This is a genomic window from Ruegeria meonggei (genome assembly GCF_042768335.1).
In the GTDB taxonomy this organism is placed as follows: domain Bacteria; phylum Pseudomonadota; class Alphaproteobacteria; order Rhodobacterales; family Rhodobacteraceae; genus Ruegeria; species Ruegeria meonggei.
In genome coordinates this window covers 1,630,708-1,646,540 of record NZ_JAXHBT010000001.1, presented here as the reverse complement: position 1 = coordinate 1,646,540, position 15,833 = coordinate 1,630,708, and the positions used below count along the sequence as shown (strand labels likewise).

Sequence of the window (15,833 nt, the reverse complement as noted above, 5' to 3'; positions counted from 1 at the left end):
CGCATCACCCCAAGCTCACACTCGCCGCGCTTTCCGGCAGTTCCTCGTCAAAGCACCGCTGATAGAACTCGGCCACGGTCTGGCGCTCCAGCTCGTCACATTTGTTCAGGAAGGAAAGGCGGAACGCATAGCCTACGTCGCGGAAAATCTCGACGTTTTGCGCCCAGTTGATCACGGTCCGCGGGCTCATCACGGTGGACAGATCGCCGTTCATGAAGGCAGTCCGCGTCAGGTCGGCAACAGTGACCATCTGGCTGACGGTCTTGCGGCCCTCGGACGTGTTGTACAAAGGCGCTTTGGACAGGACGATCATCGTCTCGGCATCGTGGCTCAGGTAGTTGAGTGTCGAGACCAAGGACCAACGGTCCATCTGCGCCTGGTTGATCTGCTGCGTGCCGTGATACAGGCCTGTCGTGTCACCCAGGCCAACAGTGTTGGCAGTGGCGAACAGGCGGAAGTTTGGGTTGGGTGTGATAATCTCGTTCTGGTCCAGCAGGGTCAGCTTGCCATCATGCTCCAGAACCCGCTGGATCACGAACATTACGTCTGCACGGCCCGCATCATATTCGTCGAAGACAATGGCAACTGGGTTGCGCAGGGCCCAGGGCAGGATGCCCTCGTGGAATTCGGTAACCTGTTTGCCATCGCGCAGTTTGATCGCGTCCTTGCCGATCAGGTCGATCCGGCTGATGTGGCTGTCAAGGTTCACACGCACAGCGGGCCAGTTCAGACGGGCTGCAACCTGTTCGATATGGGTCGATTTGCCTGTGCCGTGATAGCCTTGGATCATCACCCGGCGGTTGTGGGTAAAGCCCGCCAGAATCGCCAGCGTGGTCTCGGGGTCGAACTTGTAGGTCGGATCGATCACCGGCACCCGGTCGCTGCGCTCGGCAAAGCCCTTGACGGCCATGTCGCTGTCAACTCCGAATACTTCACGGACCGAGATCTCTTCGGTGGGTTTTGCGTTGATATCGATCGATCCGTCAGCCATGCGCCTTGTCCTTATCTCTTGCCCCTTAACCGGGGTCTGAACCTGTGTGTGGTGCAACATATTGCGGCCAAGGGCAAGGGAAAGCCGCGCGTGTCAAAAGCTGACGGGGTGTTTCTTTGAAACTGGCCATATTGATGGATTTAAAGAACGACTGATCTACTCAGACGCTGCATTTACTGGGAATGCAGTGTCCCTCGTCTTAGAAGGCCGCTTTGCGGGATAAAGCCGCCTTTTGCTGTGATATTGTCTGGCACCATTCAGTCGTTCCCGCTGCCTCTCATCTCCAGCGGTTTCACCCAGCTAGTAGAAAATTAAATCTAACATCGAAAAATATCCTCATTCTTTGGAGAAAAAAAACTCGATGGAAATTGACCTGCGCACAACGTCTTCGCGCAATGACGCCCCCGCAGAGATATTTCCATCCCACAGCGCCCACGCATAATCAACTGGCAATGAATGATATCTCGTCTCATTCAAGACAAAATCAATCTCTGAGGTTTGGATGCGTGTACTTTTCACAGACTACAGTTCAAAAGGTGATCGGTAGTCTCCAGCAATATTGAAATGAGAGTTTTCACCGTGTTCAACACTGACCTGAATGGACGAGCACAGATCACTTATGTTCACTTGGAACTTTTTTCTCCACTCAGTGTCGCCGTGTCCGACAAAAACGTCAAAATCGCAAGCCTCACTGAAATTACACCCTAAACTCGTTGACAACTGAAATGACGGAAAACCTGTGACGGACAGTTGCCTGAAGTCTCCGTCCTCGCGAACTTGGAAAGGTACATCATCACAAATCTCTTCGGCGGCAACTGGGAAACAACAAACACCAAACACCGAAAGAACTGCTGCAAATGGTGAAACAAGCGCGAATGGATTTCGAGACATTTCTACGTATTTCCTGACAGAAAAAATCGCTGAGATAACCTCCTAAGACGCTGTAATACTGTGCGATCAAGTCAAGGCAGACCTGGTCTATGGTTGAATCGGGTGACGTCAGCAGAGGTGAGCCCGTGAATGCAATTGCAGCGTTCTGTTTGCCCCAAATGCTTGGAAGTTGCCGTATGCACTCGCCGAAACCTGTTCTCAGAGCAACGACAGCTCTGGGCTCAAAGCTGCCGAATGCGCCTTCCGTATCGCAATTCGCCCATATCTTTGGCAAATCACTCTTTACGCAGAACAAAATCAAAACTCTGATGAATCAGCCCTTCGACGGCCAGCTCATTTAAAATTCCGGCTGTCCTTGATCTGATCCCAGGCCCAGACGACCTCTTGCAGCTGCTCTTCCTGGCTGCGGTCGCCGCCGTTCATGTCAGGGTGCAGCACCTTGATCAGCTTCTTATAGGCCTTGCGAACGTCAGCTTTGGACCAATTGTCCTTGGCCTCCAGAATTTCGATCGCGCGGCGCTCGGTCGGGGGCAGGCGACGGCCGCCGCTGCCGGTGGCATTGCGGCCCGGATTTTTGGTGGCGTTCTCGCCCAGAACCTGATGCGGGTCCTCGATGCCCAGACGGGCCCAGGCGCGCGCCTCAGGGTCGCCCAAGGGCTTGGTCTCACGTTCCCACACCTTGTCTTTTGAACGTTGTGCGTTCAGTTCAGCCTCGGTCGTGCCGTCGAAAAAGTTCCATTTCTGGTTATATTCCCGCACGTGCTGCTGGCAGAACCAAAAGAAATCATCCAGAACGTCCGGCGCTTTGGGCGCACGGAACTTGCCGGCCTCTTCACAGCCCTCATGGTCGCAGATTCGCACCGAGGTCTCAGACGCGCCCGACATGCCCCGACGCCCTCGCGGGTTTTTCTTTTTGGAAGTGGAAACGGACATATCGAATCCGAAGGGGTCTGATTTCGTCATGGTCTGATCCTTACGAACGCATCTTTTCAACTCGGAGGCAGCAGTTTAGTCTAAGCAGCCGAAAGTAGAAGAGGGGGGCGGCAAATATTTTGTCGCTGAGCATAAAAATGACTGTGACCGATGAAATTCAAACCCGCCTTCAGGCAGCCTTTGACCCGCATGAGCTTGAGGTGGTCGATGACAGCGAAAGCCATCGGGGCCATGCGGGCTTTCAGGAGGGTGGCGAGAGCCATTTTAACGTGCGTATCCGGGCCACTGCCTTTGAGGGTCAATCCCGCGTCGCCCGCCACCGCGCCGTTCACAAGGCATTGGGCGACATCGTGCCACGCATCCACGCACTGGCCTTGGATATCGGCGTTTAAACGCTGGAACGATGCCGTGCAGCCCCTCTGGTGCAGGGTAATTTCGCCCTGCGGGGCTTACGTCTTGTTGGCCGGGGCTTCGTCGTCTGCCTCTGACTCAACTTCGGTGCCTTTCAGCGACAAGGGGGGGTCCATGGCCTCTTGCGCTATTGGTGCGGGTGCGGCCACGGTTCCCGGCCCTGTGATCGGTTGCGCCATGGCAGCCGCTTCGGGTGCGCTGCGCGCCGAAGTATGAGTCACATCAAGCTCGCGGCGGAACACCAGTACGTTGCGCCAGTTCACGGTTGAGCTGGTCAGGCCTGCGCGTTCCTCGCTGGGCAGCAACTCGGCACGTTGGTATTCCCAGCCGTCCTGTGCCATTTGGTTCAGGACCTGTTCGATGGATGCCGCGAACCGACCTTCGGCCGTTTTCACGCCCTTGGCTTTGGCGCCTTTTTGCGGGGCGGGGACGACTTTGTATTCATAGCGCTGCATCAGTGTTTCCTGCTTGCCGGGTGTTGGCAATCTAACATGTTGGTGATTTTGGGAAAGTCATCATCGCGCCCGCTTGGAAATCTGCTGCACATGTTGCGTGATCCCCGCGCACAATCCGTAAAGCCCGAAGCAAAAACGGCAGAGTTTTCTGTAAAACCCTGCCGCCGATGACACTCAATTCGCTTGGTTTATGAACCCAGCTTTTTGCTGACCAGTTCGTTTACGGCCTTCGGGTTGGCTTTGCCGCCGGTTGCCTTCATCACCTGACCCACAAACCAACCGGCCAGTTTTGGGTTGACCTTGGCTTTTTCAACCTGTGCGGGGTTGGCTGCGATGATCTCGTCCAACGCGGTCTCGATTGCGCCGGTGTCGGTCACTTGTTTCATGCCGCGCTGTTCGACGATCTGTGCCGGGTCGCCACCTTCGGTGTAGACAATCTCGAACAGGTCTTTGGCGATCTTGCCCGAGATGGCGTCCGACGCGATCAGGTCGATGATCCCACCCAATTGTGCAGGCGACACGGGCGAGACCGTGATGTCGTGGTCTTCTTTCTTCAGACGGCCGAAAAGCTCGTTGATGACCCAGTTCGCAGCCAGCTTGCCGCTACGGCCCTTGGCCACCTCTTCGAAATAGGCGGCCAATTCAACCTCAGCCGTCAGGACCGACGCGTCATAGTCGGTCAGTGCGAATTCGGTGATGAACCGCGCCTTCTTATCGTCAGGCAGTTCCGGCAACTTGGCGGCAATGTCGTCGACCCAAGCCTGCTCGATTTCCAGCGGCAGCAAGTCGGGGTCAGGGAAATAACGGTAGTCATGTGCTTCTTCTTTAGAGCGCATGGACCGCGTCTCGCCCTTGTCCGGGTCGTACAGGCGGGTTTCCTGATCGACCGTTCCACCGCCTTCGACGATAGCGATCTGGCGGCGGGCTTCAACTTCAATCGCTTGCTGGATGAACCGCATCGAGTTCATGTTCTTGATTTCACAACGCGTGCCCAGATGCGAGAAATCCTGCGTTTCCTGATATTTCTCATAGGCGCCCGGCAAGCAGATCGAGACGTTCACGTCCGCCCGCAGATTGCCGTTCTGCATGTTGCCGTCGCAGGTACCAAGATACCGCATGATCTGACGCATCTTGGCGATATAGGCAGCAGCCTCTTCCGGGCCGCGAATATCGGGGCGGCTGACGATCTCCATCAGGCAGACACCAGTCCTATTCAGGTCCACAAAGGACATATGCGGATCCATGTCGTGGATCGACTTACCGGCGTCCTGCTCCATGTGGATGCGTTCGATCCGAACGATCCGCGCAGTGCCGTCACCCATTTCGACCAGCACTTCGCCTTCGCCCACAATGGGCTGGTACAGCTGGGAAATCTGATAGCCTTGCGGCAGGTCAGGATAGAAATAATTCTTGCGGTCGAAGGCCGATTTCAGGTTGATCTCGGCCTTCAGACCCAGCCCGGTGCGCACCGCCTGTTCCACGCAATACTCGTTGATGACGGGCAGCATGCCGGGCATTGCTGCGTCCACGAAGGCCACATTCGAGTTCGGCTCGGCCCCGAATTGGGTCGACGCGCCGGAAAACAGTTTCGCATTGGACGAGACCTGCGCATGCACCTCCATCCCGATTACCAGTTCCCAGTCGTGCTTGGCCCCGGCAATGGTTTTGGGTTTGGGCATTTCGTAAGTCAGGTCGAGCATGGCGCGCCTCATTTCCGCAGAAGTCTAAGCCTGCGTATTAGGCCCGGCGGGGACTAGGGGCAAGGGGGAATCAGTTCTCGGACAGGCGAAGACCAGACGGGGTAAAGGTCACATCCGTGCCGCTGCGAAGCTCTTCGCGGAACAAATCGCCGATGGCCCGCAAAGCACAGCGTTGACCGCGTGCGGCAAACCGCTCGGGCGAGTTGATGCGGGCAGAGTTGCTGAATCCATTTGCTGCATGCGCCCAGATCAGCGGGTGCAACTCGGTCAGGTGGTCACGGATCAGCCAGTTCGCGGCCTCGTGAATTTGCACCCGCACCAGATCGGCCTGTTCGTTCAGTCCAAGCCCGTTCTGGATTGTGGTGGCACAATATGCCGACAACATGTTCACGGTCTGCTGATCGGGACGGCGGTGCAGGATTTCATGCAGGCCTTCCAGAAAATACTCGACATCCAAGCGCGCGCAGGCTTCTTCGTCCAGTGCAATGGCGTCGAACTGAACCCACGTATAACCGCCAGCGCCCCAGATATCACGGGTCCGGGCGGCATTGCGCAGGGCCTGTACCTCAAGCTCTTCGTAGCTGCCAAACCACCGTGGCAGCAAGTGGGTTCCCATCGCACGCATGTGGCGCTGGTTGTTTGGGTCCAGCGTGATCAGCTTTTCGTATTCATCAGCAACGCGTATGTTCGATTTGCGCTGCCCTGCGATCAGGGCGCAATTTGTTGCGGCAACCAAAGGGCTGTCTGGCGCAGCCTTTCGGCATTTCGGCAAAAGCGCAGCGGCCCGATCAAAATGGGCTGCACAACGTGATCTGTGCAGCGGTGGCAAAGTCGCGTCCGTTGCGGTTCCACGCCACGCCCAGGCAAGATCGATATGGGCAAGCGCCACCACAAGAGTAACCATCGGATCATTGGGATAAGCGCACATTTCGTCTTCAAGTTCAGAAATACCGCCCAACAGGTCGTACTCTGACAAGGCTTGCCCATCTGACAGCGCATGCTCGACCGCCAAAACGACGTCTGACCGCGCACCAAAGGCCAGCAGATCGGCGATTGGCATGCCGTCGGGTGCGGTCTTTCGCGCAGTGTCAGCGACCCGCATTTGCCGCGAAAGCTCGGCCCAGCGGTCTTGCCTGGCCAGCATGCGCCCGCGTTCGATCATGTCCCGACTGACCATGTCATCAGAGCCGATGGGGGCAAGAGGGATGTTCAGCTGACCCTGCTCTGGCAACGCAGCAACAACGGCAGCATCAGCCGCGATAGGTCGGGAAGAAGAAGATCGGGCAGAACGCGCCCTTAAGAACCGGAACATGGTAAAACTCGAAAATGTAAAAAAACACGAAACTTGACTTAAAATACTGTCGGGAAACTTCCTCAAATTCAAGCTTTTTGCTTGGGATTCCGGTTAAAAGGCCCAGTAATTCCCTATTTGAACGGCGGATTGTTTCAAAAAACGGTGAAATGGTGGCGTTCAACGCGCAATCCTGCATGTTGCAGCACGTGTTCGAACTCTTTGTGGGACGGGGTCAACTCATCTGGCAGGCGAATCCGTTTATCGGACCGCAAAACCAGCGAGACACGCACCGAAAGGTCCCATCGTGTATCGAACCGCACATGGTCGATGTCTGCCAAAGCAACCTCAGCTTCGCGACCTCCGGAAAACCATTGCAGTTTGTTTTGGTCGAAGATCACACCGGCCTGCGTGCCCCGTGCGATATCCCATAGGGCGGGTAGGGTGGACAGTGCCAACGCCGCAATAATCCACCACACCGCGTCAAACAGGATCACCAGAGCAATCAGCGCAGCATACACGCAGATCACAATACCCATGGCCTTCGCCGACCGATTGTGGCGGGTAAAGCTGTATGGAGTCATGCGCCCAGGATACGCGACACCATCTCTGTCGTGTCCCGGGACAGATTCGGCGTTTCCAAAATGCGGTTTAGCTGCGCGCGGATCAGGTCCTGACGGTCCGCATCATAACGTTTCCAGATTTGGAACGCGGAACACATCCGGGCCGTGGTCTGCGGGTTAATCGGGTCCAGACGGATCAACCAATCTGCCAACAGGGCATATCCGGCCCCATCCGCGCGATGGAAGCCGGCGTGGTTCATGGCAAGTGCCCCCATGACCGCCCGGAAACGATTTGGGTTTTTCCAATTGAAATCAGTGTGCCCTGTCAGGGTGCGCGCCGTGTCAACAGTTGCCTCGGGTGCGGCCATCGACACTTGCAGACCAAACCATTTGTCCATCACCAGACGGTCATGTTGCCATTGGTCGTAGAAGGCAGACAGCTCGTCCTGCCCTTTTCCAGCGCGCAACAGGCAGGACAAAGCGGTCAGCTGAAGCGTCATGTTGTCGGCCGCCGCGTATTCCTCGGCCGCTTTGCTGCCACCATCCAACCGCGATGTCAGAGACAGCGCAGCACCGCCGAGCGACCGTTTGCCCGCTTGCTCGGCGTTCGGGCTGAACGGTGTGCCGATCAGAGTTTCACTGTGCAAGCGGGGCAGCAAATCCTGCAAATGTTGCGCGGTCGCCTGCCGCAGGGTCTCGACCGCAGCCCAGATCGCCATCGGGTCAGGGGTGTCGCCGGCGTCAAACAATTCTGCCGCCAGTTCGGAATGTGTCGGGAGACCCAGCATCAACGCTCGATAGGCCGGATCTAAATCGCCATCGCGCAGCACGGCAAGAATACCATCCAGATAGTCGGCATCGGGGGTGGCGTCCTGCCGGATCATACGCAGTAAAGTGTCCTGCGCCAGCGACCGCCCAGCCTGCCAGCGGTTGAAAGGATCGGTGTCATGGGCCAGCAAAAAGGCGCGTTCGGTGTTCGAAGGATCATGCTCCAGAATGACAGGAGCAGAGAAATCGCGCAGGATTGAGGCCACGGGTTTGGCTGCCAGCCCGGTGAATTGGAAGCTCTGCTCGGCCTCGGTCAGCTCCAACACTTGGGTTGCATGAACTTCGTCGCCATTTGGACCCAACAAGCCTACGGCGACCGGGATCACCTGCGGCAGTTTTCTGGACTGGCCCGGCGTTGGTTCCGAGCGCTGGGACAGGGTCAGCGTAAGGGTCCCGTCTGCCCAATCCTCGGTGACCGAGACGCGGGGCGTGCCGGATTGGCTGTACCAGCGTTTAAACTGGCTCAGATCGCGGTCTGTGGTATCCTCGAACACTTTGACCCAGTCTTCGATGGTGCAGGCCTGTCCATCGTGGCGATCGAAATACAGATCCAGCGCTTTGGAATAGGCTTCATCACCGACCAGCCGTTTCAGCATGCCAATCACTTCGGCGCCTTTTTCATAGACGGTTGCGGTGTAGAAGTTGTTGATCTCCTGAAAGCTCTCGGGCCGGACCGGGTGCGACAAAGGTCCGTTGTCCTCGGGGAACTGGCGTGCGCGCAGGTCGATGGCGTCGTGGATGCGCTTTACCGGGGCCGAGCGCATGTCAGAGGTAAACTGCGCGTCGCGGAACACTGTCAGCCCCTCTTTCAGGCACAGCTGGAACCAATCGCGGCAGGTGATGCGGTTGCCGGTCCAATTGTGGAAATACTCATGCGCGATGATCGCCTCAATCCGCTCGAAATTCACGTCGGTCGAGGTTTCCGGACTGGCCAGTACGGCGGAAGAGTTGAAGATGTTCAGCCCCTTATTCTCCATCGCGCCCATGTTAAAATCATCGACGGCCACAATGTTGAAAACGTCCAAGTCGTATTCCCGGCCATAGACGTCCTCGTCCCACTTCATCGATTTCTTCAACGCTTCCATGCCGAAGGCGCATTTGCCTTCGTCGCCGGGGCGTACCCAGAGGTTCAGTTCGACCTCGCGGCCTGACATGGTGGTGAACCGATCGGGATGCGCAATCAGATCGCCCGCAACTAGCGCGAACAGATATGCGGGTTTTGGCCACGGGTCGGTCCATTCGGCCCAGCCGTCACCTTTGCCGGAGGGGTTGCCGTTGGACAGCAGAACCGGAAGGTCGCCATTGATGCGCACGGTGAAGGTGGACATCACGTCGGGGCGGTCCGGGTAATAAGTGATCTTGCGGAACCCTTCGGCCTCGCATTGGGTGCAGTACATGCCGTTCGACATGTAAAGCCCCTCAAGCGCGGTGTTGTTACCGGGGTCGATTTCAACAACGGATTCCCAGATGAACGGCGCGTCCGGGACGTCCACTGTCAGGCTCTTGTCAGTGATACTGGGCGTGACCTCGATCCCGTCGATGACGGCGCGGACCAGGGTCAGCTCTTCGCCGTGTAAAAAGAATGTGCGGTCTGTGGTCTCGGGGTTTGGGCGAAAAGCGATGCGCGACGTCACGCGGGTGGCGTGATCGGCCAGATCAAAGGTCAGATGCACGCTATCCACCAGATAGCCAAACGGAGTGTAGTCTTTCAGGTAGATCGTGGTAGGGGCAGCGTCGCGCATCGGGGGGCCTCGCATCGGTTCGTGTCTGGCGCGACGTTATGGGCTGAGGCGTTGGCCTGCAAGCGGTCCTGTTCGGGATTGAATGTACCAATCTGACATTTTGGTAAGGTTGTTTTACCGCCGCGTCGCGATGCACGTTGCCTATCGGAAACAATCGTCCTAAATGCTGGCTGCATACAATGGCGTACAAACGTGGGAGACAGATCATGAGCAGCAGGCAGGCGCGCAGCGGACTTCAGGTTGATAAAGTGCTGACCGATTTTATCGAGGATCAGGCACTGCCCGGAACCGGTGTCACGGCTGATACCTTCTGGGATGGTCTTGCGCGGATGGTGACCAAGCTGGGCCCCAGGAACCGTGCCCTGTTGTCAAAGCGCGACCGGTTTCAGGGGCAAATCGATGCCTGGCATCAACTGTGTACAGGCCAGGCACATGATGCCGCCGCTTATCAGGCCTTCCTGCAAGAGATCGGATATCTTGTCGAAGAAGGTGACAGTTTTCAGATCGACACTGCCAATGTTGACCCGGAAATTGCGCTGATTCCCGGCCCACAGTTGGTTGTTCCGATCACCAATGCCCGCTTTGCCCTGAACGCCGCCAATGCGCGCTGGGGCAGCCTGTACGATGCGCTCTATGGCACGGATGCGATGGGCGATTTGCCTGCCGGTGGCGACTACGACACCACGCGTGGTGCGCGGGTGATTGCCTGGGCCAAGGCGTTTCTGGACGGTGCCGTTCCGCTGGCCTTCGGGTCATGGGCGGATGTCGCAGGGCTGCGTGTTCAGGACGGCGAACTGATGCCAACGCTTGCCAATCCCAAGCAATTTGTTGGGTATGAGGGAGAGCCGGGCAAACCGGATACGGTATTACTGCGCAACAACGGGCTGCACATTCAGATCCGGATCGACACACACAGTGCCATCGGGGCCAGCGATCCTGCGAATATTGCCGATATGCGTCTGGAATCGGCCTTGTCGACCATCATGGATTGCGAGGACTCGGTCGCTTGTGTCGATGCAACCGACAAGGTGGTTGCATATAGCAACTGGCTGGGTCTGATGAAGGGTGACCTGACCGAAGAGGTGAACAAGGGCAACACGACCTTCACCCGCAAGCTGGCCAAGGATCTGAGCTTTACGACCGCATCAGGGGTGCAGGGCAGCCTGAAGGGTCGTTCGCTGATGCTGATCCGCAATGTTGGGCATCTGATGACAAACCCTGCCGTTCTGGACGGGCAGGGCAATGAGATCGGCGAAGGGCTGATGGATGCGCTCTGCACCACGCTGATCGCCATGCACGATATGCAGCGTGAGGGCGGGAACTCGGTCCAGGGCTCGGTCTATGTGGTGAAACCCAAGATGCACGGCCCGGAAGAGGTGGCGTTTTCGGTCCAGATTTTCGACATGGTCGAAGATATCCTTGGCCTGCCGCGCAACACAGTAAAGCTGGGCATCATGGATGAGGAACGCCGGACTTCAGCCAACCTCAAAGAATGTATCCGCGCCGCGAAATCGCGCGTGGCCTTTATCAACACCGGTTTTCTGGATCGCACCGGGGATGAGATCCATACCTCGATGGAAGCAGGCCCAATGCTGCCGAAAGGCGATATCAAAACCACGCCGTGGATCGCATCTTATGAGGATCGCAACGTCGATATTGGTCTGGCTTGTGGCCTGAAGGGCAAGGCGCAGATCGGCAAAGGCATGTGGGCCATGCCGGACCGGATGGACGATATGCTGGAGGCCAAGATCGGACACCCGCAATCGGGCGCCACCTGCGCCTGGGTGCCGTCACCGACCGCGGCGACTTTGCACGCAACGCATTACCACAAGATCGATGTATTGGCCCGGCAAGACGAACTGGCTGATAGCGGGCCCCGTGGCACGTTGGACGATCTGCTGACCATTCCCCTGTTGGGCGGTCGCAACCTCAGCGATGACGAGATCACCCATGAGATCGAGAACAATGCGCAGGGCATTCTGGGCTATGTTGTTCGCTGGGTTGATCAGGGTGTTGGATGCTCGAAAGTACCGGATCTGAATGATATCGGCCTGATGGAAGACCGGGCCACTTGCCGTATTTCCAGTCAGGCACTGGCCAACTGGCTGCACCACGATATCGTTAGCGAAGATCAAGTCATGGCCGCGATGCAAAAGATGGGCGCAGTGGTGGATCGCCAGAATGAAGGCGATCCTGAATACAGCCCAATGGCCCCTGGTTTTGACGGTATTGCTTTTCAGGCGGCCTGCGATCTGGTCTTTAAGGGGCGTGCACAGCCATCGGGGTACACCGAGCCGGTTCTGCATGCCCGCCGATTGGAACTTAAGGCAAGCCTTTAAACAAATCTCCTGAACGTTAGGACACGACATGGCTATTTCTCTGCGCAAAGCGCGATCGATCATCCGCAAAGCCCTTGAGAAAGGGCGCGAGATGGAGCTGAAACCTCTTTCGGTCGTGGTGCTGGACGCCGGTGGCCATGTCATCGCGTTCGAGCGTGAAGACGGCGCCGCGCCCGGTCGGTTTGCTATCGCGCATGGCAAGGCCTATGGCTCGGTCATGCTGGGAATGGCTGGCACCGCACAAATGCAGAGAGCCGAGGCGCAGGCCTATTTCATGGCTGCCGTGAATGGCGTTTACGGCGGCCAGGTCGTACCCGTACCCGGTGGCGTATTGCTGCGCGACCGCAAGGGCGAGGTGATCGGCGCAGTTGGTGTAACCGGTGATACTTCGGACAATGATGCCATCGCCGCGATGACCGGGATCGAATTTGCAGGGCTGACTGGCGAAGCCTGATCGGGAGGGACACGGGGGCAACGTTTCGTTGTCCCCATCAGATGTCCTCACGCATGTGCAGGGTTGAACAACAGCTTGCGCTGACACGCAGGTCTTGTGCTATTGCGCGCCACAGACAGGGCCGATAGCTTTCCTGACAGCGAGAGTAACGATTTAGGAATACAGAATGTCTCGACCCGTCGTCGGTATCATTGGCAATTCGTATTTGATGAACGATCAATACCCGACCCATGCGGGTGGGACGATGAACTCGGATGCGGTGGCCAATGTATCCGGCTGTCTGCCGTTGTTGATCCCGGCCGATCCCCGATATGTGTCGGTTGATGAATTGCTCAAGGTTTGTGACGGGTTTCTGCTGACCGGAGGGCGCCCAAACGTCCACCCCGAAGAATACGGCGAATGCGCCACGGATGCCCATGGTGAATTCGACCGGGCCCGCGATGCCATTACCCTGCCGCTGGTGCGGGCCTGTGTTGAGCGTGGTCAGCCGTTCTTTGGCATTTGCCGCGGATTCCAAGAGGTCAACGTGGCGATGGGCGGGACGCTGTATCCCGAAATCCGCGATTTGCCGGGCCGCATGAACCACCGGATGCCACCCGATGGCACGCTAGAGGAAAAGTTTGCCCTGCGTCACGTGGTGCAGCTGACCGAGGGCGGCCTGTTCCACCGTCTGATGGGCGCGACCGAAGTGATGACGAACACGCTGCACGGGCAGGGCATCAAGTCGATCGGACAGAGGGTTGTCATTGACGGGCACGCGCCCGACGGCACGCCCGAGGCGATCTATGTAAAAGATGCCCCCGGGTTTACCTTGTCAGTACAATGGCATCCGGAATGGGATGCTGTGAATGACCCAGTGTCGCGCCCCTTGTTCGAGGCGTTTGGCGCGGCGGTTCACGCCTGGTCGACCGGCTCAGACGCTGCCCTGGTATCCCAGAGCGCTTAGGTCCTGCGCCGGCCCGAGAGAGGAGAACTGGACTGGCGCATCGCGATCAGATCAGCAGATTGAACTGATTGATCAAAGGCAGGGTGCGCGCGCGCTCACCCGTCAGATCGAACAGGGCATTGCCCAGAGCGGGCATTGACGGCGGTGTGCCAGGTTCTCCCGCGCCGCCCATATGGCGGTTGGTTTCCAGAACGCGCACTTCGACCTGCGGTGCCGTGTGCATCCGAATGGCGTCATAGTCGGGGAAGTTGAACTGCTCTACCTCGCCTTCGGAAAAGGTGATTTCACCGAAACAGGCGGCTGACAGGCCGTACATCATGCCCCCGAACATCTGTGCCTTGACGTTGTCGGGATCCAGAGCGAGGCCCATGTCGCAGGCGATCCAGGCCTTGTTGATGCGGATCGTTCCGTCCTCGTCCACCACTTCGATGACCTGTGCCACCGGCGTGCCAAAGCTATAGGTCAGAGCAACACCGCGCCCGACACCTTTCGCGGTCTGACCGGTCCAGTTGGACATTTCGCGTACGGCCTCAAGGCAGCCCGCTGAAGGGGCGTGTTCGGATTTGGCCAGTTCCAACCGGAAATCCAGCGGATCGCGACCCGCAGCGTGGGCCAATTCGTCAATGAATGTTTCATGGAAGAAACCGTTGTGACTATTGCCGACAGACCGCCAGAACCCAACGGGGATGTCGAGATCGACGACATGCCCGCTCATCCGGTAGTTCGGAACGGCATAGGGTTGGTTAAAGAACGCCTCGACCAGCACTTTGTCAGCGCCTGCAGCGGGCAGTCCGGTATAGCGGTTTACGGCTTGTTGGGCGCAGGATTGCGCAGCGACTTGCCCGTCGATCAGCACGGCCTGACCATCCTTGACCGCGCCCCGCATCCGCGCCATCGCTCCGGGGCGGTAAAAGTCGTGGCGCATGTCCTCTTCGCGGCTCCAGGTGGTCTGGACCGGAACGTTCGGCATCGCCATCGCGACCTTGGTGGCGATTTCGCCAAAGTCAAACTCACCCCGTCGACCAAACCCGCCGCCCAAATAGGTGGTGTGGATCTGGACCGCTTCGGTATCCAGATTGGCCACGCTGGCTACCCGCATCTGGATCAATGTCGGAGCTTGATTGCCACACCACAACTCCAGCGCGTTGCCGGTGAACAAGGCAGTTGCGTTCATCGGCTCCATCGTGGCGTGGGCCAGATAAGGCACTTTGTATTCTGCAGTGATCTCGCTTGCGCCGTCCGGCAGCGTGGTGACATCCCCATCGTCACGCATGGTCGAATTAGGTGCGTCGTCGAACGCCTTGGCAATATGGGAAAAAATCTCGTCTGTTTCCGACGGGTAGGGCGCGTCACCCCAATCCACGTCAATCGCCTCAACCGCCTGATTTGCAAGCCAGGTGTTGTTGGCAACAACTGCAACACCAGTGCCCAGATTGACGACTTTTTCAACGCCCGGCATTGTTTTGGCTGCGCTGTCATCATAGCTGTTCATGACGCCGCCCAGCTTGGGGTTCATCCGGACGGCGGCAAATTTCATACCCGGCAGGCGCACGTCGACACCGAATTCCGCGGTGCCGGTCACCTTGCCCGCCATGTCCAGGCGCGGTTGCGTACGACCAAGATACCGCCATTCTGAGGGGGCACGCAAAGGGGCTTCGACCGCTTCAATCACGGCGGCCTCGATGGCAAGTTCGGTATAGGCGATCTTGTCCCCATCGGGCGCAATGACAAAACCCGACGCCGTTTTCAACGCGGACGGATCAACGCCCAAGCGGTTAGCGGCCGCCTGTTTCAGCGTTTCACGGGCCGAGGCCCCGGCCAGCCTCATTCTCTCGAACCCGTCCTTCATCGAGGTCGAGCCCCCCGTCACCTGAAGGCTAAGCACCCGGCCAACCACACCAAGCGCCTCAGCCAGATTGTGCTGGAAATTTGAGATGTCATAGCCCTTGTTGGGCAGGCTTTCACCCATCATGGCCGAGTTGTAATAGGCCGCTGCGGCAGGGCCGTGCAGAACAGTGACCTGGTCCAGGTCCACATCCAGCTCCTCGGCAATCAGGGCTGCCCAGGTGGTTTTGACGCCCTGTCCCATCTCAGCCCGGGGCGCAAACAGGGTCACGCCGTTCTGGTCGATCAGCACAAATGGGTTGAGCGCCGCTTCGCCTTCGCCAGGTTTCAGCGGGTTGGGTGCTGGTCGGCTGACATAATAAGCCCCAAAAGCCACACCGCCGACGACGGCGGCTGAACCAATCAGGAACGTACGGCGGAGGATTTTACCAACAGATGCCATCG

13 protein-coding genes are annotated in these 15,833 nt (G+C 57.9%); 4 read left to right on the top strand and 9 right to left on the bottom strand.

The window, feature by feature from the left end; translation table 11 throughout:
* Positions 1 to 4: 4 nt before the first annotated feature.
* The 3 genes from cobS to SJY13_RS08065 form a co-directional block, all read right to left on the bottom strand.
* On the bottom strand, positions 5 to 991 hold the full coding sequence (cobS, locus tag SJY13_RS08075; protein ID WP_085821188.1) for a cobaltochelatase subunit CobS: 987 nt from the start codon (positions 989 to 991) through the stop codon (positions 5 to 7).
* Positions 992 to 1,513: 522 nt separating this feature from the next.
* Positions 1,514 to 1,882, bottom strand: a complete 369-nt coding sequence (locus SJY13_RS08070; RefSeq protein WP_377189956.1) for a hypothetical protein — start codon at positions 1,880 to 1,882, stop codon at positions 1,514 to 1,516.
* Between the two features lie 333 nt (positions 1,883 to 2,215).
* On the bottom strand, positions 2,216 to 2,845 hold the full coding sequence (locus SJY13_RS08065) for a DnaJ domain-containing protein (RefSeq protein ID WP_377189954.1): 630 nt from the start codon (positions 2,843 to 2,845) through the stop codon (positions 2,216 to 2,218).
* A gap of 107 nt (positions 2,846 to 2,952) precedes the next feature.
* On the opposite strand from SJY13_RS08065, the gene SJY13_RS08060 reads away from it, so the two are divergent.
* Positions 2,953 to 3,207: a BolA family protein gene (locus SJY13_RS08060; protein ID WP_377189952.1), complete on the top strand. Its 255-nt coding sequence runs from the start codon at positions 2,953 to 2,955 to the stop codon at positions 3,205 to 3,207.
* A 57-nt stretch (positions 3,208 to 3,264) separates the two neighbouring features.
* Here SJY13_RS08060 and SJY13_RS08055 read toward each other — a convergent pair whose 3' ends face one another.
* The 5 genes from SJY13_RS08055 to pepN all read right to left on the bottom strand — a co-directional run bounded on the left by SJY13_RS08055 (position 3,265) and on the right by pepN (position 9,805).
* Complete coding sequence (locus SJY13_RS08055; protein ID WP_377189950.1) at positions 3,265 to 3,681, bottom strand: DUF4177 domain-containing protein; 417 nt, start codon at positions 3,679 to 3,681, stop codon at positions 3,265 to 3,267.
* A 188-nt stretch (positions 3,682 to 3,869) separates the two neighbouring features.
* Positions 3,870 to 5,381: an Asp-tRNA(Asn)/Glu-tRNA(Gln) amidotransferase subunit GatB gene (gatB, locus tag SJY13_RS08050; RefSeq protein WP_377189948.1), complete on the bottom strand. Its 1,512-nt coding sequence runs from the start codon at positions 5,379 to 5,381 to the stop codon at positions 3,870 to 3,872.
* 70 nt (positions 5,382 to 5,451) lie between these two features.
* Complete coding sequence (locus SJY13_RS08045; protein WP_377189946.1) at positions 5,452 to 6,693, bottom strand: hypothetical protein; 1,242 nt, start codon at positions 6,691 to 6,693, stop codon at positions 5,452 to 5,454.
* A gap of 134 nt (positions 6,694 to 6,827) precedes the next feature.
* On the bottom strand, positions 6,828 to 7,256 hold the full coding sequence (locus SJY13_RS08040; protein WP_377189944.1) for a hypothetical protein: 429 nt from the start codon (positions 7,254 to 7,256) through the stop codon (positions 6,828 to 6,830).
* Entirely contained in the window at positions 7,253 to 9,805 is a 2,553-nt protein-coding gene (pepN, locus tag SJY13_RS08035; protein ID WP_377189942.1) for an aminopeptidase N, read from the bottom strand. The genes SJY13_RS08040 and pepN overlap by 4 nt, the downstream gene beginning before the upstream one ends.
* Before the next feature lie 206 nt (positions 9,806 to 10,011).
* Here pepN and SJY13_RS08030 point away from each other — a divergent pair, with 206 nt between their 5' ends.
* The 3 genes from SJY13_RS08030 (at position 10,012) to SJY13_RS08020 (ending at position 13,544) form a co-directional block, all read left to right on the top strand.
* Entirely contained in the window at positions 10,012 to 12,144 is a 2,133-nt protein-coding gene (locus tag SJY13_RS08030) for a malate synthase G (RefSeq protein ID WP_377189939.1), read from the top strand.
* 28 nt (positions 12,145 to 12,172) lie between these two features.
* Positions 12,173 to 12,598: a GlcG/HbpS family heme-binding protein gene (locus SJY13_RS08025; RefSeq protein ID WP_377189936.1), complete on the top strand. Its 426-nt coding sequence runs from the start codon at positions 12,173 to 12,175 to the stop codon at positions 12,596 to 12,598.
* Positions 12,599 to 12,764: 166 nt separating this feature from the next.
* The gene (locus SJY13_RS08020; protein WP_085821178.1) at positions 12,765 to 13,544 is read left to right on the top strand and encodes a gamma-glutamyl-gamma-aminobutyrate hydrolase family protein; all 780 of its coding nucleotides are present in this window, start codon (positions 12,765 to 12,767) and stop codon (positions 13,542 to 13,544) included.
* A gap of 46 nt (positions 13,545 to 13,590) precedes the next feature.
* On the opposite strand, the gene SJY13_RS08015 is transcribed toward SJY13_RS08020, so the two are convergent.
* Positions 13,591 to 15,831 carry a xanthine dehydrogenase family protein molybdopterin-binding subunit gene (locus SJY13_RS08015; RefSeq protein WP_377189932.1) on the bottom strand — a complete coding sequence of 747 codons (2,241 nt, stop codon included), beginning with the start codon at positions 15,829 to 15,831 and terminating at the stop codon, positions 13,591 to 13,593.
* Positions 15,832 to 15,833: the final 2 nt, after the last annotated feature.